Origin of the sequence: Catellatospora tritici (assembly GCF_019083965.1) — a bacterium.
Taxonomy (GTDB): domain Bacteria; phylum Actinomycetota; class Actinomycetes; order Mycobacteriales; family Micromonosporaceae; genus Catellatospora; species Catellatospora tritici.
In genome coordinates, this window is sequence record NZ_JAHRCY010000002.1 from 52,746 (window position 1) to 73,002 (window position 20,257).

Consider the following 20,257-nt stretch of genomic DNA (forward strand, 5'->3'; position numbering starts at 1 on the left):
CACACCGTTCGCGGAGGCCATCCGGGCTGTCGCCCAGGTGACCTCCGCGAATCCGGATGCGGGCCGGTTCGCCGCTGCGTAGCGTCGGCAGTGGAGGGCAGGTCGAAGGGAGCGTTGTGGTCCGGCGGAGTCCGCAGGAGAAGAAGGCGTTGAGCTATGCCAAGGATCGGCGCAACGACTACGGCGAGAACGACAAGAGCTCCCGCAAGAGCATCCGACGCAACAAGCGCACACCCAACCGGTCCGACCGGCATCGTGCCAGCCAGGTCCTCACCGACGCCGCGGGCGCGACCGTCGACGTCGAGGTGGCCGAGCGTGCCGAGAACGCGCTGCTGGCGAAGAAGTCCATGTGGTACACCACGCGCTGGCGCAAGTGGCGGGACGCGCCGCTGGCCGACATCGTGTCGTACAAGCTGCGCCGCCGTGCCGAACTCGGCATCGACACCCCGGACGCCGTGGCGGCGCGCCTGGCCCGGATAAGCCGCCGCCGTATCCGCTGACCGGGACTGTCGCTGACCGGGACTGTCGCGGGACTCAGCGCAGCGGCACGCGCCACCTGCCGTCCGCGACGGCGGTGGCGGTGCTGCCGAGCTCGGCGCAGGCCGCCGCGAACCGGTGGCCGATCCAGTCGGCCTCCCGGGCCCGGGCCAGCCGGGTATGGCAGTAGTCCAGCGCCAGCGGCACGGCCTCGACGTGCACCGGTCCGCGGTCGTCCACCGTCACCTCGAACAGCAGGCCGAGGTCGTTGCGCAGATGGGGATCGACGGCATAGTCGTCGATGAAGTCACCCAGGTCGTACAGCACCGGTCCGTGCGCGCCGTGGAAAACGTGCGCGGAGTGCCCGGCGACCAGCGTCGCGCCCGCCGCCAGCAGAATTGGTGCCGCGGCCCGCACATGCGGCACGGGACGGCTGGTCATGTTCGGGCCCCAATGCGGCATGACCAGGGCCAGGTCGGTTTCGGCGGCCATCGCGGCGATCCGTTCGACCAGCCAGTCGGGCACCTGTCGGTGCAGGTCCGCATAGGCGACGCCCGGCGACGTGGCGGTGGCGGCGAAGTCGGCCGGATGGTCGGTGACGCCGAGCACGCCCAACCGCTTACCCCCGGCGTCCAGTGCCCGCCAGTCGCGGGCGGTGTCCTCGTCCGGCCCGGCACCGGTCACCGCGATCCCGGCCGCCCGCAGGTGCGCCAGCGTGTCCAGCAGCGCCATCGAGCCGTAGTCGAGGGCGTGGTTGTTGGCCAGCGTCACACACCCGATGCCGAGCCAGGACAGCAGTGCCGCGGCGCGCGGCGGAGCACGGAAGAAGAACGGCTTGCCCGGGGCGGCCCAGCGCTCGCCGCGGTCGCTGACGCAGCACTCCAGGTTCAGCACGCACGCGTCGGCGTCGGCGCAGATCCCGCGTACGGCAGGGGAGAACAGCTCCTCGAACGCCGCCCCGGTGGCCAACCGGTCGCCGACCCCGCGCCCGAGCATGGTGTCCCCCGCGAGCACCACTCGCACCACCATTCCATTCCACCGCGTCTCGGCCCACTCGACAACTTCCCCGAAATCGCACCCCGGTCGGGGCTGGTGCGGCGGAGTAATGGGTGGCGCGGGGGTGCGGAGTTGGTGTTACGGTGCGGCGCCGGTGTTCGGGGCTGGGAGGAAGAGCGTGGCGGAGCTGTCGGTGACGGCGTTTCGTGATGTGGCGGCCGCGTTGGTCAGCGGCTGGGCGACGACCCCGGGCGAGGTGGCGGCCTGGTGTTCGCGCGACCAGGCGCCCGTGCCCCCGGAGGTGATCGCGTCCTGGGCGACTGAGCCCGACGTGCGGGCATACCTGCTGGTCGACGGCGACGTGCCGGTCGGCTATGGCGAACTGTGGGTCGACGACGAGGAGGACGAGGTCGAGCTGGCCCGGCTCCTGATCGATCCGGCTCGCCGCAACCAGGGCCTGGGCCGGGAGCTGGTGCGGTCGTTGACCGGACTGGCGCGTGAACTCCACCCGACGGTGTTCCTGCGGCTGGTGCCGGGCAACGACGCGGCGCTGGCCTGCTATCTCGGGGCGGGGTTCGTCCGGGTCCCGGCCGAGCAGGAGCAGGAGTGGAACGCGATCCAGCCGCGCCCGTACCTGTGGCTGACGGTCAGGGCATGACGGGTTGTGGCTGCGGGGCGTGCACCTTGCCGAGGTACGCCCAGATCGCCAGGCCGACCGGGATGATCAGCCAGCAGGAGAACAGCCGGTAGCCGAGCACCGCCGCCGTGGCGGGCGCCTGCCCGGCCCCGGCCGAGGTGAGCGCGGTGAGCAGGCTGGCCTCGATGACGCCCATGCCGCCGGGGGAGACCGGGATCTGGCGCACCAGCTGGACGACGACGTACACGGTGCCCAGTTGGATGAACGTGAGCGGCAGGTCGAAGGCGCGGGCCACGGCGGCCAGACACACCAGGTCGGCCAGCCAGTTGGCGGCGGCGAAGCCGAGCGCGGCCCGGCGGTAGCGGCGGGAGATGGTGGCGCTGACGGAGACGGTACGCCGCAGCAGGTCCAGCAGCACCCGCAGCCGGTCGGCCGGCCAGCCGCCCTCGACCGCCTGAGCCGCGGGTCGCGTGATCCGGTCGGCGCAGTCGGCCCGGTTCCGCGTTCGGCGCCAGATCCGCAGGCCGACGGCGACCGCGACGGCGCCCGCCGCGCTGAGCACACCGGCCGGATGGGCGTCCCACATCTCCTGGGGCGCCCGGACGACCATGGTGAGGAAGCCGGTGAGGTAGAGCAGCGCCAGAGCCGCGAACGAGCACACCCCGGACAGGATCATGACTGCCGTGGCGGCCTCGCTGGAGGCGCCCCAGCGGCGGAACGACTGGTACGCGAACGCGGCCGACACCGCCGATCCGGCGGGCATGCTGATGGCGATGGCCGATCGGCCGTACGTCACGGCCAGCGCGCTGCGCATCGGCACGTCCACGTCGACGCCCTTGAGCAGCCAGACCTGCTGCCGGGCGAACATGGCCATGGAGACCCATTCGGCGACCAGCGCCACGAGCAGCCATCCGGGTTCGGCGCCGGCGAGCACGGGCCAGATCTCGTCCACGCTAGGGACCTTGTCGCGGACGGTGTACAACGCTACGGCGATCGCCACCACAGGCAGCAGCCTGCGGAGCCAGCGTCTGATCGCGGGGTGCCGCACGTCCGCTGACGCTACTGCCCGCGGCGACACTTTTGCACAACAAGTAATTTTGCCCACACGGCAAATCAGTGGGCTCGGCCTATCGCCAACCAGGGGGTCCGATGTGACCTGATTTGGTGATCTGCTGAGGCTCACGCGCGCCGTGATCGTCGTTGTGACGAGGGACTGAGGTTCCTGCCCGTCGTGCGTAGTGCAGTGTTCTGACCGTAGGTCGCGATCTTCGGCGCCTGCCGCCGTGGATGATTGGCGACTGCGGTCGGAAAGTGAGTTTCGGCTCTCGCGCCGTGCAGTGTTTTGACCGGTAGTGGCGATCTTCGGGCCTGTTTCGGTCGATGATCGCTGTCGTCGGTCAAAAGGGCGCTGTGCAGCCGAGATAGTGACCGAAGACGGCGATCATCGTTCAGCCGCCAGCCGCCAGCCGCCAGCCGCCAGCCGCCAGCCGCCAGCCGCCAGCCGCCAGCCGCCAGCCGCCAGCCGCCAGCCGCCGGGTCAGGCGAAGCGGTCTCCGGCGCAGGCCAGGCCGGTCTGGATCGCGTCGGCCAGGGACGACCTGGTCTTCTGCTCGGTCCATTGCGCGGTTACCGTGCGGATCGTCGCCAGGAACACCGCCGCCATGATCCGTGAGCGCATCGGGTCGTCGTGGTCCGGGTCGCGGGCGGCGATCTCGGCGGCCAGGTCCTGCTCGAACGCGGACTGAATGGCCGCCTGTTGGGCGAGCAGCGACGGGTGCCTGCGCAGCAGCCGCAGTTGACCCAGCCAGTTCGGGTCGGGCTCGCGCCGCTGCGCGAACTGGGCGGCGGCGCTGCGGGTCAGCGCCTGCCACGGCGGCTCGTCGGCCGGACGGGCGCGCAGTCGCGCCAGCAGTCCGTCGATGCGGGCCCGGTCGCCGTAGAGCAGGGCGTCTTCCTTGTTGATGAAGTAGTTGGAGAACGTACGCCGCGACACATTCGCCTCGTCGGCGATCGCGTCGACGGTCACCGTGTCGAAACCACGCTCCAGCGCCAGGCGCAGGGTCGCCTCGTGCAGCGACTGCCGGGTCGCTTCCTTCTTGCGCTCGCGCAGCGTGATCGTCGTCTCCACAAATGCACACTTTACCGCTCGGTGGGCAAACTTGCCTCATGGGCAACTTTGCGTGTCAGGCAAGCAGTGTCATGCTGGTGGGCGTGGATGCCCCTCGATAGGAAGCGTGAGCAGCGGACATGGACACCCCTACCGGCGCCGCCGAGCAGTACGGCCCGGCGGCGCTGCGGCATGACTTCGAGTGCGGCACGGACGGGCCACGCGTGATCATGGTCGGGGTCGACGGCAGCCCGACGTCCGAGCATGCCGCCGCGTACGCCGCCGGGCTGGCCCGCCGCCAGCGCTGCCGCCTGGTCGTGGTCTTCGTGGGCGCCCCGTCGGGCTTGGTCGGCACCATGTACGCCGATCTGGCCGTGGCCGCCGCGGACGCGAACGACGAGCTCGCCGACCAGTTGCGCCGGGAGGTGCGCCGGGTCGCCGAGGAGATGGGCCTGCCGACCACCTTCGTGGTGCGCAAGGGCGATCCGTTCACGCAGCTGCGCGAGACCGCCGACCACTTCAAGGCCGACATGCTGGTGGTCGGCACATCCGCGCAGGCCGGGCACCGGTTCCTCGGCTCGGTCGCGACGCGGCTGGTCCGGCTGGGTCGCTGGCCGGTCGTGGTCGTGCCCTGACGGGCGTTCGCGACCGGAGCCGACGGGAGCCGGGCGAGGTCGAACCTTCGCGAGCGGAGGTCAGGCGTCCGCGAAGGTCGGCAGGACGGTGTCCAGGTGCCTGAGGATGCCAGGCCAGCCCCGGGACATGCCCTCCAGCGCGCTGCGGCCCAGGGGCGAGTCGAGGTCGATGCCGGCCTGCTCCAGGAACAGCCGGGTGCCGGTGCCCTCGGGGACCAGGCGCCAGGTGATGGTGTTGTCCAGGGTTCCTTCGGCGAAGCTGTACCGCAGCAGGCGCTCCGGCTGGACCTCCAGCACCTCGCACGGCTGCTGTCCCCACTTGCCCATGTCGAGGGTGAAGCGGTGCCCCACCACGGGGCGGACGTCACCGGCGGCCCACCAGCGGGCGTGCAGTTCGGGCTCGGTCAGGGCGCGCCACACCTTGGCGGGCGGGTGCGCCAGGAACTGGTCGCAGTGGATCACGGCGGGCTCGGTCACGGGGACTCCTCATCCAGTACGTCGCGCAGCGACCGCAGTCGCTCGCGCCAGTAGTGCTCGAAGGGGTGCAGCCACTGGCCCACTTCGGCCAGGGGCTGCGGCTGCAGGTGGTAGAAGCGCTGGCGGCCGCGCGGCTCCTCGCGCACCAGCCCGGCCAGCCGCAGCACCTGCAGGTGCTCCGAGACCGCCGGGCGGCTGAGCGAGAACCGCGCCACCAGGTCGTTGACCGCCAGCGGTCCGGTACGCAGGGCGTAGAGCAGTTGCCTGCGGACCGGGTTGGCCAGCGCACTGAACACGTCTGTCACGCGGGTCTCAGCCACGGCTCAAACAATACGTCGGAGTTTTCCGACGCGTCAACACGGACAGGCACCGTCTTCGGCGAGCGTGTTGGCGCGGGCCACCCGCCTGAGCCACAATCCAGCAGGTCGGGGGACGGGGGAGCCCTCACCGAGCAGGGAGTGCCTCGTGTCCGACGTCGCCGTCGAGCCGGTTTCCGCTACACCGAGTGATGTTCCACCTGTCACGTCGGTGCGACGGTCCTGGTGGGCGATGCGATTGCCGTACACCCTGCTGGGCCTGGTCCTGGCGGTGGTGACCTGGGTGACCCTGGCCACGGCGCGCTACCACGGCCGCACCTACGACGAGTACATGCAGGACGACTACGGCGCCCGGGTGCTGAAGTTCTACCTGTCGTTCGGGCACGACCGCTCGTTCCTGGAGATGCCCGACTACCTCTACATGCCCCAGCACGGCTCCGGCTACGAGGTGATCGTCGCCTTCTTTCAGCAGCTGACCGGTGAGGTGTGGCAGACCCGGACCATGGTCAACGCCTGCTTCGGGCTGCTCGGCATCCTGATCGTGGCGCTGGCGGGCCGGGAGCTGGCCGGGCCGTGGGGGGCGCTGGCGGCCGCGACCGGGCTCGCGCTGTACCCGCGCTACACCGGCCAGCTGCCGAACAACTCCAAGGACGTCCCCATGGCGGTGGCCATGGCCCTGGTGCTGTGGCTGGTGCTGCGTCTGCTGCGCCGCTGGTCGCGGCCGCAGCGTCCGTCCGGGGTGCTGGCGCTGGCGGCGGTCGGGGCCGCCATCGGGTTCGCCGCCTCGATCCGGGTGAACGCGCTGCTGTGGTTCGGGCTGCTGGCGCTGGTGTCGGCCGGGTACTGGCTGCGCCACGGGCGCGGACTGCGCGGGGTGGCACTGCGCGGCGAGCTCGCCCGTCAGTTCTGCGCGGCACTGGTCGTCGGTTCGACGGCGTACCTGGTGATGTCCGTGATGTGGCCGTACCTGCTGACCAACCCGGGGCACGGGCTGCTGGACTCGGTGCACTCGATGGCCAACTACGACTGGGACAACGAGATCCTGTTCGGCGGCGAGCTGGTCCGCGCGACGCGGCTGCCCTGGTACTACGCGCCGTGGTGGCTCGTGATCGGCTCACCGCTGCCGGTGGTCCTGCTGACGGCGGCCGCCGCGGTGGCGGCGGCGCTCGCGCTGGTACGGCGGCAGCGGCTGGACGCCCGCCTGCTGCTGCTCGGGGCGTACACCGTGCTGCCGCTCGTCATGATCATCGTGGCGCACTCGACGCTCTACAACAGCCTGCGGCAGTTCCTGTTCGTGGTGCCCGGACTGGTGCTGCTGGCGGCGGCGCTGCTGGTGCGCTGGGTGCGCCACGCCCAGCGGCACGGCCGGGTCGCGCTGGCCGTGGCGCTGGTCGGGGCGGCCGTGCTGGGCCAGGCCGAGGCCGCCTACGCCTCGGCTCGGATCTTCCCGTACGAGTACTCCTACTTCAGCCCGCTGGTCGGCGGCTACACCGGCGCCCGCCACGACTATGAGAGCACCTACTACGGCTCGTGCACCCGCGCGGCGGCGGTCTGGCTCAACGACCACTTCGCCGAATACACCGCCGAACCGCGTCCGACGTTTCGCGACGAGCACCAGTGGAACTCGCTGGCCGAGGTGGATCTGGCCGACGAGTTCGTCGGGGTCGGGGACGGGCAGCCACTTTTTCGCATCACCACCGACGTGCCCGGCCCCGGCTACCGCGAGATTCACACGGTGACGCTGGCGGGCGAGCCGTTGTGTCGCGTCTCGGTGTCGAACACCGGCACGCTGGAGTGATCGCGCCCGCGCAGCAGCGCGGCCAGGAACGGCCGCAGCTCACCTTGGGTCAGGCCGGAGGAGATGGCCGGGTCGTCGTTCATGATCTGGGCGGCCGCGGCCTCGTCGTCGGCCTCGATGACGATGATGCCGGTGTTGGTCGTCCCCAGCGTAGGTCCGGACAGGATCAGCTTGCCATTGGCGTACAGGTGCAGCAGATACTCGACGTGGGCGTCGAAGACTGCCCGCTCCTCGTCGTCGAGGGTCGCCCGGAAATTGTCGCGGGGCGGGTGTACAAAGTAGATCCATTCAGCCATGCACGGCAGCGTACAGCTGTCGATCGATCATTCGTCATGAGCGGGTCGGGGTTATGGAGATCGCGGTGAATCAGCCGTACGCGGTGACCGCCGAGTTCTACGACCTGCTGCAGGCCGAGGACCAGCTCGCGGTGGTCGACCGGTTGGCGGACAGGTGGTTCGGCACCCCGCGGGTCGGAGTGCTTGACGTCGGGGCGGGCACCGGCCTGGCCACGTTCCGGTTCGCGCAGCGGTGTGACCTGCCCCTGCACGCGGTGGAACCGTCGGCGAGCATGCGTTCGGTGCTGTTGAGCCGGTTGGCGACCCGCCCCGACATCCGCCCCCGGGTGCGGGTGCACGCCGCCGGGATACAGGAGTTGGGCCTGCGTGCGGTCGCCGACTTCGGCTGGTGCCTCAACACCATGGGCGGGCTGGACGCCGGGGCCCGGCGACGGGCGCTGGCCGCGCTGGCCGAGGCGCTGGTGCCCGGGGGTGTGGCCGTGGTGCAGCGCCCGCCCGCGACGGCCTGCGACGGTCGCCGCGGCCTGCCCAGCGTGGAACTGGGCGGTGACGTCTACACCGGCGACGTGACCTCGGCGCCGGTCGGGTCGGCCGGGGTCCGCTGGTGCTTCCGCTACCGGGTGGTCCGCGACGGGGAGCTGGTCCGGCAGGAGACCGAGACCTTCGACGGGCACCTGGTCAGCGAGGAGCGGTTCGACGCCGAACTGCGCGCGGCCGGACTGACGCCGACGGGCGCGGACAGCCCGGACGTCGTGGTCGTGCGCCGTGTCGGCGTCGGCACACTACGCCCCGAATAACCGCGCCCGGCGCGGGTATCCGGGGCGCATGACCCTCAACGAGAACGCTGACATCGACACCAGTCAGGTGACCGACGCCCGGGGCTCCGGTGGCGGCGGCGGGGGCTCGCTCGGCGGCCTGGGCGGCCTGCCCATCCCCATCGGCGGCGGCACGGTGGGCACGCTGATAGTGCTCGCGCTGATCGTGGCGGGCACGTTCCTGGGCCCCAAGCTGATGGGCGGCGGTGACGAGGCGGGCGGCCCCGGCGTGGACCAGACCTGCTCGACGGCCAACCCCGACCGGCTGAACCAGAGCGAGTGCCGCAACGCGCTATACATCAACTCGATCCAGGCATACTGGCGCACCGCGCTGCCGACCACGTTCGGCGAGCAGTACCAGCAGGTCGACACGGTCTTCTTCGCCCGCCAGGTGAACACCGGCTGCGGTATGGCCGACAGCGGCGTGGGCCCGTTCTACTGCCCGCTGGACGACCAGGTCTACATCGACCTGACCTTCTACGACGAGCTGGCGCAGCGCTTCGGCGCCAAGGGCCGTTTCGCCCAGCCGTACGTGCTCGCCCACGAGTACGGCCACCACGTGCAGGACCTGCTCGGCACCTCCGACGACGTGCAGCGGCGCTCCGAGGCCGACCCGGGCAGCGCCAACGAGCTGTCGGTCCGGCTGGAGCTGCAGGCGGACTGCTTCGCGGGGGTATGGGCCAAGCACGCGCTGGAGACCAAGGACGCCAAGGGGCAGCCCATCTTCAGCTCGCTCACCCAGGCCGACATCGACCAGGCGCTGGAGGCGGCCGCCGCGATCGGCGACGACAAGATCCAGTCTCAGGCGGGCGGTCCGATCGACGAGTCGAAGTTCACCCACGGCACCTCCGAGCAGCGTAGCCGCTGGTTCAACACCGGCTATGGCAGTGGTGACGGCAAGCAGTGCGACACCTTCACCAAGGCGATCTGACATAGACCGATCACGAACTGTTCCGTTTCTTGACAGTAACCACCAGCCTCTCAGTGACATCAACTCTCACTGATGGGTGGTGCTCCGATGAAGAAGAGGTTCGCTCGGGCCGCGGCGGTGGCCGTCCTGGCCGGTGCCCTGGTCACCGGTACGGCGACGGCCGCGCACGCGGCCTGGCGGCTGGCCGGGACCTACGGCTGGCCCGACCAGTGCCTGTCGATCGGCTACTACGGCGTCCAGCAGGGCTCCTGGGCGCAGTACTACTGCGAGACGGTGACCCCGGCCAACCCGGCCAGCGGCCCCGGCTACTACAAGCTCTGGGTCCAGTAGTCCCCGCTCACTCCGATGGCAGCCGGGCCGCGCCGGATCGGCGATACGTCGCGACCGCCGCCGTGCGCGGCTCGGCGCGCACCGGTCCGAACGGTCCCGCCTGGCCGAGTATGTTGCAGCCGTGGACAAGGACACCTTCACCTCGCGGTTCAGGCAGGCAGCTGAGATGGCACACCGGTTCGCGCAGACCATGATCTCCGAGCCACTCCCGGATGCCCTGTCCTTCCGGGTGCGCCTCAACCAGTCCTATGACGGGCATCCGCCGCGTCCCGGTGAGGTCCGGTTCCCGGAGGACAGCTCCTGGGAGAAGGCATCAAGCCTGCACCGGGTCGACTTGGCCACCGCCGTCGCGCAGCTGTGGCGCGACGGCCGGGTTCCGGAATGGATCAACGTGATGGTGACCAGCGAGACCGGGACGGAGACGGTTTTCGAGGTCGTGTGTTGTGGCAGGTTCACCGGCGACGACGAGCACCTCTACCACGAGCGCGAGGGCATGCCGCCGTTCCACGCGCTCGGGCCGTGGCTGCCCCCCAGGCGGCATGAGGGGACCTTCAGCATCCATACCCGTGCCGAGTGCTGGGACGCCACGGATCTGCGGGCCCTCGCGGCAGCGGCCGACAGCGTGTGGTCGCTCGACCTGTGTACGGCGGAGTTCGACGGTCAGCTGCTGTCCGCGCTGCCCGAACTCCCCAACTTGGAGATCTTCGAACACCGGCGCTGTCGGCTCGGGACCGGTGCCCTGTCGACCTTCGCCCGATTTCCGCGACTGAAGCGGCTCACCCTGCACCTGGCCGACGCGGAGGGTTTCTCGGCGGCCGGGGGAGCGCTGACCACGGTCACTGACCTGACGATCGCCAACCTGCCGCCCCGCCCGTGGGGCTGTGAGTCGTTGGCGACCCAGGCACCGGCGGTCGAGAGCCTCACTCTCGTCGGGACGGACACCGTCTGGCTGGGCGGAGTCATCTCCGAGCGAGTGCGCCAGCTGACTATCGGTGGTGGGTCGCTCGCGGGATCGGTGCGGTTGCCGAGGGAGCTGGATTCGCTCAGCATCTCGGTGGACGGTGACGGTGACCTGCCGCTGCACCGACTACTCGACGGCGTCGAGCGGCTTGGCTCGCTGTCGCTGCGGGGCACTCCCGTCGACGACGACACCGTCGTGGATCTGGTGCGCCGCCATACCCCCGACGACATCGACCTCGTCGGCACCGCGGTCTCCGCGCAGACGATGTCCCAGCTCCGCGCGACCTACCCGGACATGGAGGTACTGCCGAGGTCCCTCGGGGCGGCTACGCTCCCCGCATGACGGAGGGACCGGCCCCGGTGGCGGGGATGACGATCAGCATCCGGACCCGGCGCGACGTCGTCGTGGTGGACCCGGGCCGCCTCCTGGCCGCGGCCCGCCAGGCTCTGCGCGACAGCGATCCGGACCTCACCGAGGCCGAGGCGGCCGCCGCCGTGGTCGACGTCTACGACGCCGTGCACGCCCTGCTGGACCGGGACGGGGACCTGGTCGCGGACGTGGAGGGGGAACTGATCGGTCGCGGCGGTCCCTTGGCCGGGACACGCGTCCACGACCGGCCGGACGGTCTGTCGCCCGCGGGCAGGCTGCAGCACATCGTGCTCGGCGACCCGCTGCCGCTGCAGGACCACGGCTGCTTCCTGCCCGAAGACCCGTTCGCGCTGCCGCGTACCGCCTGACCGGCTGGGGTTTCGGTCATCGAGGAGGGGCTCGTCCAGGCGGCAGTCGCGGTGGTCCGTCATCCGGACACGTGATCAGCGCGAGCGTCGTGTGTCGAGACTCGATAGCGGACCGTGTCCAGCCCGCGCCAGGTGTCGCGGCCGCCGTCGAACCGGAAGCCGAGGTGCTCGTAGAAGCCGCGGGCATGGGTGTTCGCCTCGACGACCCAGGCGACGCACTCGCCGCAGCCGAGCCCGGCCAGCCCGGCCAGCGCGTCCTCGACCAGGAGCCGACCGGCGCCCAGGCCGTGGGCTGTGGGCAGCAGGTATACCGCGTCGAGCTCGCCCACGCCCGCCGGTTCCGACTCGGCCTGGCCACTGAGGGCATATCCGACGACCGTCGCGCCGCATTGGGCCAGGCGCAGTCGGCGCGTCGGCTCGGCGGCCGCTCGAGCCCAGTTGTCCGCCGTGCGCACCAGGTCGAGGCCGTCGACCAGGGCCGGATTGAGGCTTCCGTAGGTGGCCCGCCACGCGGCCTGCTGGACGGCGGCGATCACGCCGCCGTCACCAGCCCCCGCCGCCCGCAACACGATCCCTGACACCTCGCCAGCCTACGGCCGCGCGGCGACGCCTGCCCGCCCGCAGGTGGTGGCTGCAGTTTCAGGGCAACTGCACGAATCGTGGCGCGCTTTCCCGCACCTTCCCTGGAACTGCAGCCGCCGAGCCGGGTGCGGGGCGCGCTGGCGCTTCGTCGGGAAGGGTCTTGACAGGCGGACGGGTCCATCGTGGACTGCTTGCGTGCGAGTACTCGTGGTGGGCGGAACCGGGCTGATCGGCGCGCACGTGGTGGACGTGTTGGGGGAGCGGGGCCACGCGGTGACGACGGTGGCGCGTACCGCCCGTGTGGGCGTCGATCATGTGCTGGACATCGAGTCGGCATCGGTCGATGAATTGCGGCCGCTGCTGGCGGGCCTGGACGGGGTGGTCTTCGCGGCCCGTACGGACGAGCAGACGCCGCTGCCCAAGCCGATCTACCCGGCGTTTCGCGCGGACATCGTCGAGCCGGTGGTGCGCCTGTTCACCGCGGCCCGCCTGGAGGGCCTGACCCGCGGCGTCGTCATGGGCTCGTACTACACCTACTTCGACCGGCTGCACCCGCAGTGGCGCCTGCCGGACCGGCACACCTACATCCGCTGCCGGGTGGAGCAGGCCGCGGAAGGGCGGGCGGCCGCGGGCCCGGACCTGCCGGTCGCGGTGCTGGAGCTGCCGTTCGTGTTCGGCCGGGCCGGTGATCGGCTGCCCAACTGGGCCGGTCCGCTGGACGGCTGGGCCAGGTCCCGTGCCCCGCTGGCCGTGCCGGTCGGCGGGACCGCCGCGACCTCCGCGCGCAACGTGGCCGAGGTCGCGGTCGACGCCCTGGAACGGGCGGGCGGCGAGGACATCCCGGTCGCCGACGAGAACCTGACCTGGGCCGAGATGATGGCGCGCATCGCCGCAGCCGTCGGCCGCGGTCGGCGGGTCCGTCGCCTGCCCACCTCCGTCGTACGGGTCGCGACCAGGCTCGGGGGCCTGCAACAGGCGCTGGGCCGCAAGGAGTCGGGGATCAACCCCGCCCATTTCGCCGACCTGCTGCTCACGCCGCTGTTCCTCGAGTCGCCGACCGGCCGGTCGCTGGACCAGGCGATACGCGAGACGTTTGCCGAGGTGGCAGCCGCGCCCGACGACGTGTCCGATACGAGTGTGAACGTGTCCGGCTGACGGCGGCCGACCGGCTCGTCCCCCGGCGAGGATCTAGGCATCGCTGCCGCGGCAGCCGCCCACCGAACCGGAGGTTCCCCATGTTGATCGCCATCGTCGACTTCGACACCGCCGCCACCGACCGTCCGGCCGCCCTGGCCCAGCTCGACCGCGAGGGTGCGCTGGTGCGCGCCATGCCCGGCAACGTCGCCTTCCGGGTCCACGCGTGCCGGGAGAACGACACCGGGATCACCATCGTCCACGAGTGGACGGACGAGACCTCGTTCGCCGGTTACCAGCGGTCGGAGTCCTTCGCGCGGTCGGGCGAGGTGCTGCGGCCGATGATGACCGGGGCGCCGGTGAGCCGCCGCTTCCGCGCCGAACTGGTGGAGACGGTCGCCTGACCGGCCGCTTCTACGATGGTCCGGTGCGAGGCAGCCGATGACCCGCGAGGCGTACAGCTTCGTCCGTACGTTCGCGCCGGAGTCCGCCCGAGACCTGTGCGTCGACCGCCAATACCTGCTCTGCGCCTCCGCCGGTGCCCTCCGGCTGGAGGCGCAGGGCCAAGCGTGGGTGCTGCCCCCGGCTCGGGCCGCCCTGATCGAGGCGGGCCGTCCGATCCGGGTCAGCATCCCGCAACCGGTCACGTCCGCGTCGGTGCTGTTCGACGTCGGGTTCGTTCCGGCACCGCCCGCGCCGCTGACAGTGTTCGACCTGAGCCCGCTGGCTCGGGCGCTGGTGGGCGAGTGCGGGTCGTGGGGCGAGAGCGATGAACCCCTGCCCGCGTATGCGAAGACGCTGTTCGCGGCGCTGGCCGCGGTCGCCTGGCGGCTGGCCGAGCGGCCGAGCCCGGTCGTCGTGCCCTCGGGCCGGTCCCCGGAGCTGCGCCGGGCGCTGCGGTTGACCGAGGAACACCTCGGTGGCGAGATCCGCTTCGAGGACGTGGCGGACGCGGTAGGACTGGCACCGCGGTCGCTGGCGCGGCGGTTCGCGGACGAGACCGGCATGACCTGGCGGGCGGTGCTGCGCCGGATGCGGGTGCTGCGCGCGATCGAGGAACTCGCCGCGGGCGACACTCCGGTCACCACGATCGCGTTCCGGGTCGGCTACACCTCGCTGTCGGCCTTCAACGCCGCGTTCCTGGAGCTCACCGGACGTACGCCCACCTCGTACCGGGCCAGTTTCCGGCCCTGACCGACGTGATCGGCAACGCGCTGTGGCACAGCCCGACCGACCTGCCGCCCATGGTCAAGGCCAGCGCGCACGGTGGCCGGGTCGAGTTGCGTATCGTCGATCACGGGCCGGGGATCCCCGAGACCGACTGGGACCGGGTGTTCCTGCCGTTCCGGCGCTCGGGCGACCGCAGCGACTCCACCTGGCTCGGGCTGGGCCTGGCCCTGGCCCGCGGTCTGCGCGAGGCGATGAACGGCACACCGGTCCCGGAGGCGACTCCGGGCGGCGGCCTGACCATGGTGCTGTCGCTGCCGACAGCCGACAGCACCGCCGTGGCGGGAGAGGACCGAGGCGTGACGAAGATCCTCATCGTCGACGATGAGCCGCAGATCCTGCGCGCGCTGCGGATCAACCTGAAGGCGCGCGGCTACGACGTGGACCTCGCCGCCGACGGTGCCAGCGCCCTGCGGGTCGCCGGGGCCGGGCACCCCGACGTGGTGGTGCTCGACCTGGGCCTGCCCGACATGGACGGGGTCGACGTGATCCGGGGACTGCGCGGCTGGTCCTCGGCGCCGATCATCGTGCTGTCGGGGCGCACCGGCAGCGCCGACAAGGTGCAGGCGCTCGACGCGGGCGCCGACGACTACGTGACCAAGCCGTTCGGGGTGGACGAGCTGCTGGCCCGGGTACGCGCGGTGACCAGGCGGCACACGACCGCGCCCGACGTGCAGACCGTGGTGCGCATCGGACGGCACCGCGTGGACGTGGCCAACCATGTGGTGCGCCCGATCGGGGGCGACGGCGCGGACGTGCGGCTCACCCCCACCGAGTGGCACCTGCTCACCGCGCTGGTGCGCAACCCGGGCAAGCTGGTCGGCCAGCGCCAGTTGCTGCAGGAGATCTGGGGGCCGCAGTACGCGACCGAGACCAACTACCTGCGCCAGTACATGGCCCAGCTGCGGCGCAAACTGGAGGACGACGCCGCCCACCCCCGCCAGCTGCTGACCGAGCCCGGTATGGGCTACCGGTTCGTGCCCGCCGAGCCGCCGGAGCGCTGAGCGCCGACCGGTTCGGTGTCGGCCAGGCCGCGGCGTACCTGGCCCGGGGTGTGCGCGATCCGGTCGACGTCGCGGGCGGTGCTGGAGTGCAGCTGCCACGGCACGTTGATGACCATGATGCCGGGTTCGAACAGCAGCCGTGCCTTGAGCCGCAGCGCGGACTGGTTGTGCAGCAGGTGCTCCCACCAGCGGCCGACGACGTACTCGGGGATGTAGACGGCGACGACGTCGCGTGGGCTGGTCCGGCGCAGGTTCTTGACGTAGTCGAGCACGGGTCGGGTGATCTCGCGGTACGGCGATTCGATGACGGTCAGGGGGACGGTGATGTCGTACTCGGCCCACTGCTGCTGCAGGTGTCGGGTGTCGGCCTCGTCGACGTGCACGGTGAGCGCGGTGAGGGTGTCGGGGCGGCTGGCCTTGGCGAACGTCAGGGCGCGCAGCGTCGGTTTGTGCACGGTGGAGACCAGGACCACGGCGTGGATCCGGCTGGGTAGTGTCTTGTCACCGGGTTCGGCGACCAGTTCGGTGCGGACGGTGTCGTAGTGGCGGCGGATGGCGCGCATCATCAGCCACAGCAGTGGGATCGCGATGACGACCAGGTATGCCCCGTGCGTGAACTTCGTCGCCAGCACCACCACCAGCACGATTCCGGTCAGCGCGGCGCCCAGGGCGTTGACGAACCGGGAGTGGTGGATGCGCCGTCGGGTGGCCGGGTCGCGTTCGGTGCGCAGGAGCCGGTTCCAGTGTCGGACCATGCCGAACTGCGACAGCGTGAACGCGGTGAACACGCCGAGGATGTAGAGCTGGATGAGCCGGGTGACCGATCCGTCGAACGCGGCGATCAGCGCCGCGGCGATCGCGGCCAGGGCGATGATGCCGTTGGAGAAGGCCAGCCGGTCGCCGCGGGTGTGCAGCTGCCGCGGCAGGTAGCGGTCCTGCGCCAGGATCGAGCCGAGCAGCGGGAATCCGTTGAAAGCGGTGTTGGCGGCCAGGATCAGGATCGCGGCGGTGACGGCCTGGATGTAGTAGAACATCGGCGAGTGCATGCCGCCGAAGACCGCGGCGGCGAGCTGCGCGATGACGGTGCGCTGCGGGTCGGTGGCGCAGTCGCCGGGGAAGCCGACCAGGTCGCAGGTGTTCTCGGTGATGTGCACCCGCGAGATCAGGGCCAGCGCGGTGATCCCGGCGAACATGACCACCGACAGAGCGCCCATGGCGGCCATGGTCCGGGCGGCGTTGGCGCTCTTGGGCGGCTTGAACGCCGGTACGCCGTTGGAGATCGCCTCGACGCCGGTGAGCGCGGTGCAGCCGGAGGAGAACGCGCGCAGCGCCAGCACGGTCAGCCCGAGCCCGGCCAGCCCGACGTGCTCGGGCCGAACGTCCCAGCCCGCGCTCTCGGCCACCGGCGGGTGCCCGAACAGGGTGCGCCCCAGCCCGACCGCGATCATCGCGAGCACCCCGACGATGAACAGGTACGTCGGCACCGCGAAGGTCTTGCCCGACTCGCGTACGCCGCGCAGGTTCATCGCGGCCAGCAGCGCCACGAAGGCCAGGTTGATCGGCACCCGCCACTCGTTGAGGGCGGGGGCCGCCGAGATGATGTTGTCGACCCCGGCCGCGACGGACACCGCGACGGTCATGATGTAGTCGACCAGCAGCGCCGCGGCGACGACCAGGCCGGTGCCGGGGCCGAGGTTGCGCGAGGCGACCTCGTACGAGCCGCCGCCGGACGGGTAGGCGCGCACCACCTGCCGGTACGAGATCACCACGACGGTCAGCAGGACCACCACCGCCACCGCGATCCAGGGGGCGAGGTAGAGGTAGGCCAGGCCGCCGAGGGTCAGGACCAGGAGGATCTCCTGGGTGGCGTACGCGACCGACGACAGCGGGTCGCTGGCGAAGATCGGCAGGGCCAGGCGCTTGGACAGCAGGGTCTCACCGAGCCGGTCGGTGCGGAACGGCCTGCCGAGCAGGACGCGCTTGAGCCAGATCGCAGGGGTGGGCACGCCGTCAGCGTAAGGCTGTTGATCTCTATTAGTGCTGGTTCTTGACGGTATCTTGACGCCGTCGCGGCCGACGTCACGCCCGGATGCCGGAGTGGGGGATGATCCGGTTATGGCTCGTGGACAGCTGCGCATCTACCTCGGCGCCGCACCCGGCGTGGGCAAGACCTACGCCATGCTGGAGGAGGCGCGGCGCCGCCGCGGACGCGGCACCGACGTGGTGGTCGGTTTCGTCGAGACGCACGGTCGGCGGCGTACCGCCGAGCTGCTCGACGGGCTGGAGATCGTGCCCCGCCGCCAACTCGCCTACCGGGGCGCGGCGTTCACCGAGATGGACGTCGACGCGATCCTGGCCCGGCACCCGGACGTGGTGCTGGTCGACGAGCTCGCCCACACCAACGTGCCCGGCAGCCGCAACGCCAAGCGCTGGCAGGACGTCGCCGAGCTGCTGGAGGCGGGCGTCACCGTGCTGTCGACCGTCAACATCCAGCACCTGGAGTCGCTGAACGACGTCGTCGAGCAGATCACCGGCGTGACGCAGCGCGAGACCGTGCCCGACGCGGTGGTCCGCCAGGCCGACCAGGTGGAACTGGTCGACATGACCCCGGAGGCGCTGCGCCGCCGGATGGCCCACGGCAACGTGTACGGACCCGACCGCGTCGACGCCGCGCTGGGCAACTACTTCCGGGTCGGCAACCTCACCGCGCTGCGAGAGCTGGCCCTGCTCTGGCTGGCCGACAAGGTCGACGAGCAGCTGGACCGCTACCGCGCCGACCACGGGATCGGCAAGCCGTGGGAGACCCGCGAACGCGTGGTGGTGGCCCTCACCGGCGGGCCGGAGGGCGAGACGCTGGTCCGCCGGGCGGCCCGCATCGCCGGGCGCAGCAAGGGCGCCGACCTGCTCGCCCTGCACGTGGCCCGCAACGACGGCCTGGCCGGTGCCGATCCGGCGCTGCTGGCCAAGCAGCGGCTGCTGACCGAAAGCCTGGGCGGCACATACCACCAGGTGGTGGGCAGTGACGTGCCGCGGGCGCTGCTCGACTTCGCCCAGGGCGTCAACGCCACCCAGCTGGTGCTGGGCGCCAGCCGCCGCGGGCGGCCGGCCCGGCTGTTCGCCCCGGGTGTCGGGGTCACCACCATCGCCCGGTCCGGCCCGATCGACGTGCACCTGGTGTCACACGAGCGGGCCGGGTCGGGTCGGCGCCGCGGCCTGCCCGCCGGGGCGTCGGCGCTGTCGGCCCGGCGACGCGCGGCGGGCTTCGCGCTGGCGCTGCTTGGCCTGCCCCTGCTCACCCTCGCCCTGTACGCGCTGCGCGACCACCTGTCGCTGGCCAGCAACATCCTGCTCTACCTGGCGATGGTCATCGCGGTGGCGCTGGTCGGCGGCCTGCGGCCCGCCCTGTTGGCCGCCGTCGGCGGGACGCTGCTGCTCAACTACTTCTTCACCCCGCCACTGCACACCTTCACCATCGCCCAGCGCGAGAACGTGCTGGCACTGGTGGTGTTCGTGCTGGTGGCGGCGGCGGTCAGCACCGTGGTCGACCTGGCGGCACGGCGTACCCGGGAGGCGGCGCAGGCCTCGGCCGACGCCAGCACCCTGGCCACGGTCGCGGGCAGCGTGCTGCGCGGCACCCGGCCGCTGCAGGCGCTGCTGGACCACCTGCGCGAGACGTTCCACCTGTCCGCCGTCACCATGCTGGAGACGCGCAGCGACGCCCCGGGACCGGACCGGCGCACCGATCCGGCGGCCTGGCAGGTCGCCGCGGTCGTCGGCGGCCCGCCGTCGACGACGCCGGGCGACGGCGACACCGCGGTCCCGGTCGACGACCGGCTGACCCTGGTGCTGCGTGGCCCGGCGCTGCCCGCCGCCGACCGGCGCGTCATCGAGGCGTTCGCGGCCCAGGCGGCGGTCGCGCTGCGCCAGGAGCGACTGGCGCAGGAGGCGGCGCGGGCCAAACCGCTGGCCGAGGCGGACCGGATGCGGACCGCGCTGCTGGCCGCCGTCAGCCACGACCTGCGTACGCCGCTGGCCTCGGCGATGGCGGCGGTGGCCAGTCTGCGCAGCGAGGACGTCCAGTTCAGCCCCGAGGACGAGCGGGAGCTGCTGGACACCGCCGCCGAGTCGCTGGACCGGCTCACCCGGCTGGTGAGCAACCTGCTCGACATGAGCCGCCTGCAGGCGGGCGCCCTCGGGGTCGCCACCACGACGATCTGGCTGGACGAGACGGTCCCCGCCGCGCTGGACGAACTCGGCGCGCCGGGCCGGGGCGTACAGGTGCGCATCCCCGACGACCTGTCGGCGGTCGAGGCCGACCCCGGGCTGCTGCAGCGGGTGCTGGTCAACGTGGTCAGCAACGCGCTGCGGTTCAGCCCGCCCGGCCGAGCGCCGCTGGTGACCGCGAGCGAGCACGGCGACCGGGTGGAGCTGCGCGTGATCGACCACGGTCCGGGCATCCCCGACGACCAGCGCGAGCAGGTGTTCGCCCCGTTCCAGCGGCTCGGCGACCGCGACAACGACACCGGAGTCGGCCTCGGACTGGCGCTGTCGCGTGGGCTGACCGAGGCGATGGGCGGCACGCTGCTGCCGGAGACCACGCCCGGCGGCGGCCTGACCATGGTGCTCACGCTGCCCGCGGTGCCGCCCCCGGCCGGGCTGACCACCGCCGAGGAGGCGGCCGCCGAGCGGGCCTTCACCGAGGGACTGCACCATCCACCCGCTGGGACCTGACCGGCCGTGCCCCCCGACGGCGGTGCCAGGGGCGTACCGTGCGACGCGGTGACACGGGAGGAGCG

At 71.7% G+C, this 20,257-nt stretch carries 22 protein-coding genes and 1 pseudogene; 15 read left to right on the top strand and 8 right to left on the bottom strand.

All coding sequences use genetic code 11. The annotated features are described in order from the left end of the window. Window positions 1-116 precede the first annotated feature (116 nt). Window positions 117-500: a hypothetical protein gene (locus KUA19_RS04100; protein ID WP_217394759.1), complete on the top strand. Its 384-nt coding sequence runs from the start codon at window positions 117-119 to the stop codon at window positions 498-500. Between the two features lie 34 nt (window positions 501-534). Here the strand turns inward: KUA19_RS04100 and KUA19_RS04105 are convergent, their stop codons facing one another. Further along, the gene (locus tag KUA19_RS04105) at window positions 535-1,506 is read right to left on the bottom strand and encodes a CapA family protein (protein WP_217394760.1); all 972 of its coding nucleotides are present in this window, start codon (window positions 1,504-1,506) and stop codon (window positions 535-537) included. A 145-nt stretch (window positions 1,507-1,651) separates the two neighbouring features. Between KUA19_RS04105 and KUA19_RS04110 the strand changes: the two genes are divergently transcribed. After that, window positions 1,652-2,131: a GNAT family N-acetyltransferase gene (locus KUA19_RS04110; RefSeq protein ID WP_217394761.1), complete on the top strand. Its 480-nt coding sequence runs from the start codon at window positions 1,652-1,654 to the stop codon at window positions 2,129-2,131. On the opposite strand, the gene KUA19_RS04115 is transcribed toward KUA19_RS04110, so the two are convergent. Continuing rightward, complete coding sequence (locus KUA19_RS04115; RefSeq protein ID WP_308167320.1) at window positions 2,121-3,293, bottom strand: lysylphosphatidylglycerol synthase transmembrane domain-containing protein; 1,173 nt, start codon at window positions 3,291-3,293, stop codon at window positions 2,121-2,123. The two genes, KUA19_RS04110 and KUA19_RS04115, sit on opposite strands and share 11 nt — an antisense overlap. A 354-nt stretch (window positions 3,294-3,647) precedes the next feature. Beyond that, window positions 3,648-4,238 carry a TetR/AcrR family transcriptional regulator gene (locus KUA19_RS04120; protein WP_217394763.1) on the bottom strand — a complete coding sequence of 197 codons (591 nt, stop codon included), beginning with the start codon at window positions 4,236-4,238 and terminating at the stop codon, window positions 3,648-3,650. A 119-nt stretch (window positions 4,239-4,357) separates the two neighbouring features. Between KUA19_RS04120 and KUA19_RS04125 the strand changes: the two genes are divergently transcribed. After that, complete coding sequence (locus KUA19_RS04125) at window positions 4,358-4,852, top strand: universal stress protein (protein WP_217394764.1); 495 nt, start codon at window positions 4,358-4,360, stop codon at window positions 4,850-4,852. Between the two features lie 60 nt (window positions 4,853-4,912). On the opposite strand, the gene KUA19_RS04130 is transcribed toward KUA19_RS04125, so the two are convergent. Together KUA19_RS04130 and KUA19_RS04135 are read right to left on the bottom strand one after the other, a co-directional pair. Further along, the gene (locus KUA19_RS04130) at window positions 4,913-5,329 is read right to left on the bottom strand and encodes an SRPBCC family protein (RefSeq protein WP_217394765.1); all 417 of its coding nucleotides are present in this window, start codon (window positions 5,327-5,329) and stop codon (window positions 4,913-4,915) included. Then, complete coding sequence (locus tag KUA19_RS04135) at window positions 5,326-5,649, bottom strand: ArsR/SmtB family transcription factor (protein WP_308167321.1); 324 nt, start codon at window positions 5,647-5,649, stop codon at window positions 5,326-5,328. Before KUA19_RS04135 ends, KUA19_RS04130 begins: the two co-directional genes overlap by 4 nt. A gap of 229 nt (window positions 5,650-5,878) precedes the next feature. On the opposite strand from KUA19_RS04135, the gene KUA19_RS04140 reads away from it, so the two are divergent. Further along, window positions 5,879-7,444 (top strand): glycosyltransferase family 39 protein, encoded by a 1,566-nt coding sequence (locus tag KUA19_RS04140; RefSeq protein WP_217394766.1) that lies wholly within the window; start codon window positions 5,879-5,881, stop codon window positions 7,442-7,444. Here KUA19_RS04140 and KUA19_RS04145 read toward each other — a convergent pair. Continuing rightward, window positions 7,375-7,740 (bottom strand): YciI family protein, encoded by a 366-nt coding sequence (locus KUA19_RS04145; protein ID WP_217394767.1) that lies wholly within the window; start codon window positions 7,738-7,740, stop codon window positions 7,375-7,377. The two genes, KUA19_RS04140 and KUA19_RS04145, sit on opposite strands and share 70 nt — an antisense overlap. 65 nt (window positions 7,741-7,805) lie before the next feature. Between KUA19_RS04145 and KUA19_RS04150 the strand changes: the two genes are divergently transcribed. The 5 genes from KUA19_RS04150 to KUA19_RS04170 all read left to right on the top strand — a co-directional run bounded on the left by KUA19_RS04150 (window position 7,806) and on the right by KUA19_RS04170 (window position 11,514). Further along, entirely contained in the window at window positions 7,806-8,537 is a 732-nt protein-coding gene (locus KUA19_RS04150; protein WP_217394768.1) for a class I SAM-dependent methyltransferase, read from the top strand. Between the two features lie 28 nt (window positions 8,538-8,565). After that, window positions 8,566-9,486, top strand: a complete 921-nt coding sequence (gene ypfJ, locus KUA19_RS04155; RefSeq protein ID WP_217394769.1) for a KPN_02809 family neutral zinc metallopeptidase — start codon at window positions 8,566-8,568, stop codon at window positions 9,484-9,486. Between the two features lie 87 nt (window positions 9,487-9,573). After that, window positions 9,574-9,816, top strand: coding sequence for a hypothetical protein (locus KUA19_RS04160; protein WP_217394770.1), 243 nt, complete (start codon window positions 9,574-9,576; stop codon window positions 9,814-9,816). Window positions 9,817-9,937: 121 nt separating this feature from the next. Next, window positions 9,938-11,119, top strand: coding sequence for a hypothetical protein (locus tag KUA19_RS04165; protein WP_217394771.1), 1,182 nt, complete (start codon window positions 9,938-9,940; stop codon window positions 11,117-11,119). Continuing rightward, window positions 11,116-11,514, top strand: coding sequence for a hypothetical protein (locus tag KUA19_RS04170; RefSeq protein WP_217394772.1), 399 nt, complete (start codon window positions 11,116-11,118; stop codon window positions 11,512-11,514). Before KUA19_RS04165 ends, KUA19_RS04170 begins: the two co-directional genes overlap by 4 nt. A 59-nt stretch (window positions 11,515-11,573) precedes the next feature. Here the strand turns inward: KUA19_RS04170 and KUA19_RS04175 are convergent, their stop codons facing one another. Then, window positions 11,574-12,095, bottom strand: a complete 522-nt coding sequence (locus KUA19_RS04175; RefSeq protein ID WP_217394773.1) for a GNAT family N-acetyltransferase — start codon at window positions 12,093-12,095, stop codon at window positions 11,574-11,576. 196 nt (window positions 12,096-12,291) lie between these two features. Between KUA19_RS04175 and KUA19_RS04180 the strand changes: the two genes are divergently transcribed. The 5 genes and pseudogenes from KUA19_RS04180 (at window position 12,292) to KUA19_RS04195 (ending at window position 15,461) form a co-directional block, all read left to right on the top strand. Next, window positions 12,292-13,251, top strand: a complete 960-nt coding sequence (locus KUA19_RS04180; RefSeq protein ID WP_217394774.1) for an NAD-dependent epimerase/dehydratase family protein — start codon at window positions 12,292-12,294, stop codon at window positions 13,249-13,251. Between the two features lie 80 nt (window positions 13,252-13,331). Then, on the top strand, window positions 13,332-13,634 hold the full coding sequence (locus tag KUA19_RS04185; protein WP_217394775.1) for a putative quinol monooxygenase: 303 nt from the start codon (window positions 13,332-13,334) through the stop codon (window positions 13,632-13,634). A 37-nt stretch (window positions 13,635-13,671) separates the two neighbouring features. Continuing rightward, window positions 13,672-14,424, top strand: coding sequence for an AraC family transcriptional regulator (locus KUA19_RS04190; RefSeq protein WP_217394776.1), 753 nt, complete (start codon window positions 13,672-13,674; stop codon window positions 14,422-14,424). 50 nt (window positions 14,425-14,474) lie between these two features. After that, window positions 14,475-14,660 (top strand): annotated as a pseudogene (locus KUA19_RS43765) (ATP-binding protein); the annotation flags it as partial. 96 nt (window positions 14,661-14,756) lie between these two features. Beyond that, a complete protein-coding gene (locus tag KUA19_RS04195; protein WP_308167367.1) occupies window positions 14,757-15,461 on the top strand; it encodes a response regulator in 705 nt (234 codons plus the stop codon). Here the strand turns inward: KUA19_RS04195 and KUA19_RS04200 are convergent. Continuing rightward, a complete protein-coding gene (locus KUA19_RS04200) occupies window positions 15,425-17,467 on the bottom strand; it encodes an APC family permease (protein ID WP_308167322.1) in 2,043 nt (680 codons plus the stop codon). The genes KUA19_RS04195 and KUA19_RS04200 overlap by 37 nt on opposite strands. Window positions 17,468-17,576: 109 nt before the next feature. Here KUA19_RS04200 and KUA19_RS04205 point away from each other — a divergent pair, with 109 nt between their 5' ends. Then, window positions 17,577-20,192: a DUF4118 domain-containing protein gene (locus KUA19_RS04205; RefSeq protein WP_217394779.1), complete on the top strand. Its 2,616-nt coding sequence runs from the start codon at window positions 17,577-17,579 to the stop codon at window positions 20,190-20,192. Window positions 20,193-20,257 lie beyond the last annotated feature (65 nt).

What these genes read in the sequence shown, in the direction of transcription:
- KUA19_RS04170 (WP_217394772.1), top strand. Translation starts at nt 11,116, where the DNA reads ATGACGGAGGGACCGGCCCCGGTGGCGGGGATGACGATCAGCATCCGG.
- KUA19_RS04105 (WP_217394760.1), bottom strand. Translation starts at nt 1,506, where the DNA reads ATGGTGGTGCGAGTGGTGCTCGCGGGGGACACCATGCTCGGGCGCGGG.
- KUA19_RS04160 (WP_217394770.1), top strand. Translation starts at nt 9,574, where the DNA reads ATGAAGAAGAGGTTCGCTCGGGCCGCGGCGGTGGCCGTCCTGGCCGGT.
- KUA19_RS04145 (WP_217394767.1), bottom strand. Translation starts at nt 7,740, where the DNA reads ATGGCTGAATGGATCTACTTTGTACACCCGCCCCGCGACAATTTCCGG.
- KUA19_RS04190 (WP_217394776.1), top strand. Translation starts at nt 13,672, where the DNA reads ATGACCCGCGAGGCGTACAGCTTCGTCCGTACGTTCGCGCCGGAGTCC.
- KUA19_RS04140 (WP_217394766.1), top strand. Translation starts at nt 5,879, where the DNA reads ATGCGATTGCCGTACACCCTGCTGGGCCTGGTCCTGGCGGTGGTGACC.
- KUA19_RS04185 (WP_217394775.1), top strand. Translation starts at nt 13,332, where the DNA reads ATGTTGATCGCCATCGTCGACTTCGACACCGCCGCCACCGACCGTCCG.
- KUA19_RS04125 (WP_217394764.1), top strand. Translation starts at nt 4,358, where the DNA reads ATGGACACCCCTACCGGCGCCGCCGAGCAGTACGGCCCGGCGGCGCTG.
- KUA19_RS04205 (WP_217394779.1), top strand. Translation starts at nt 17,577, where the DNA reads ATGGCTCGTGGACAGCTGCGCATCTACCTCGGCGCCGCACCCGGCGTG.
- ypfJ (WP_217394769.1), top strand. Translation starts at nt 8,566, where the DNA reads ATGACCCTCAACGAGAACGCTGACATCGACACCAGTCAGGTGACCGAC.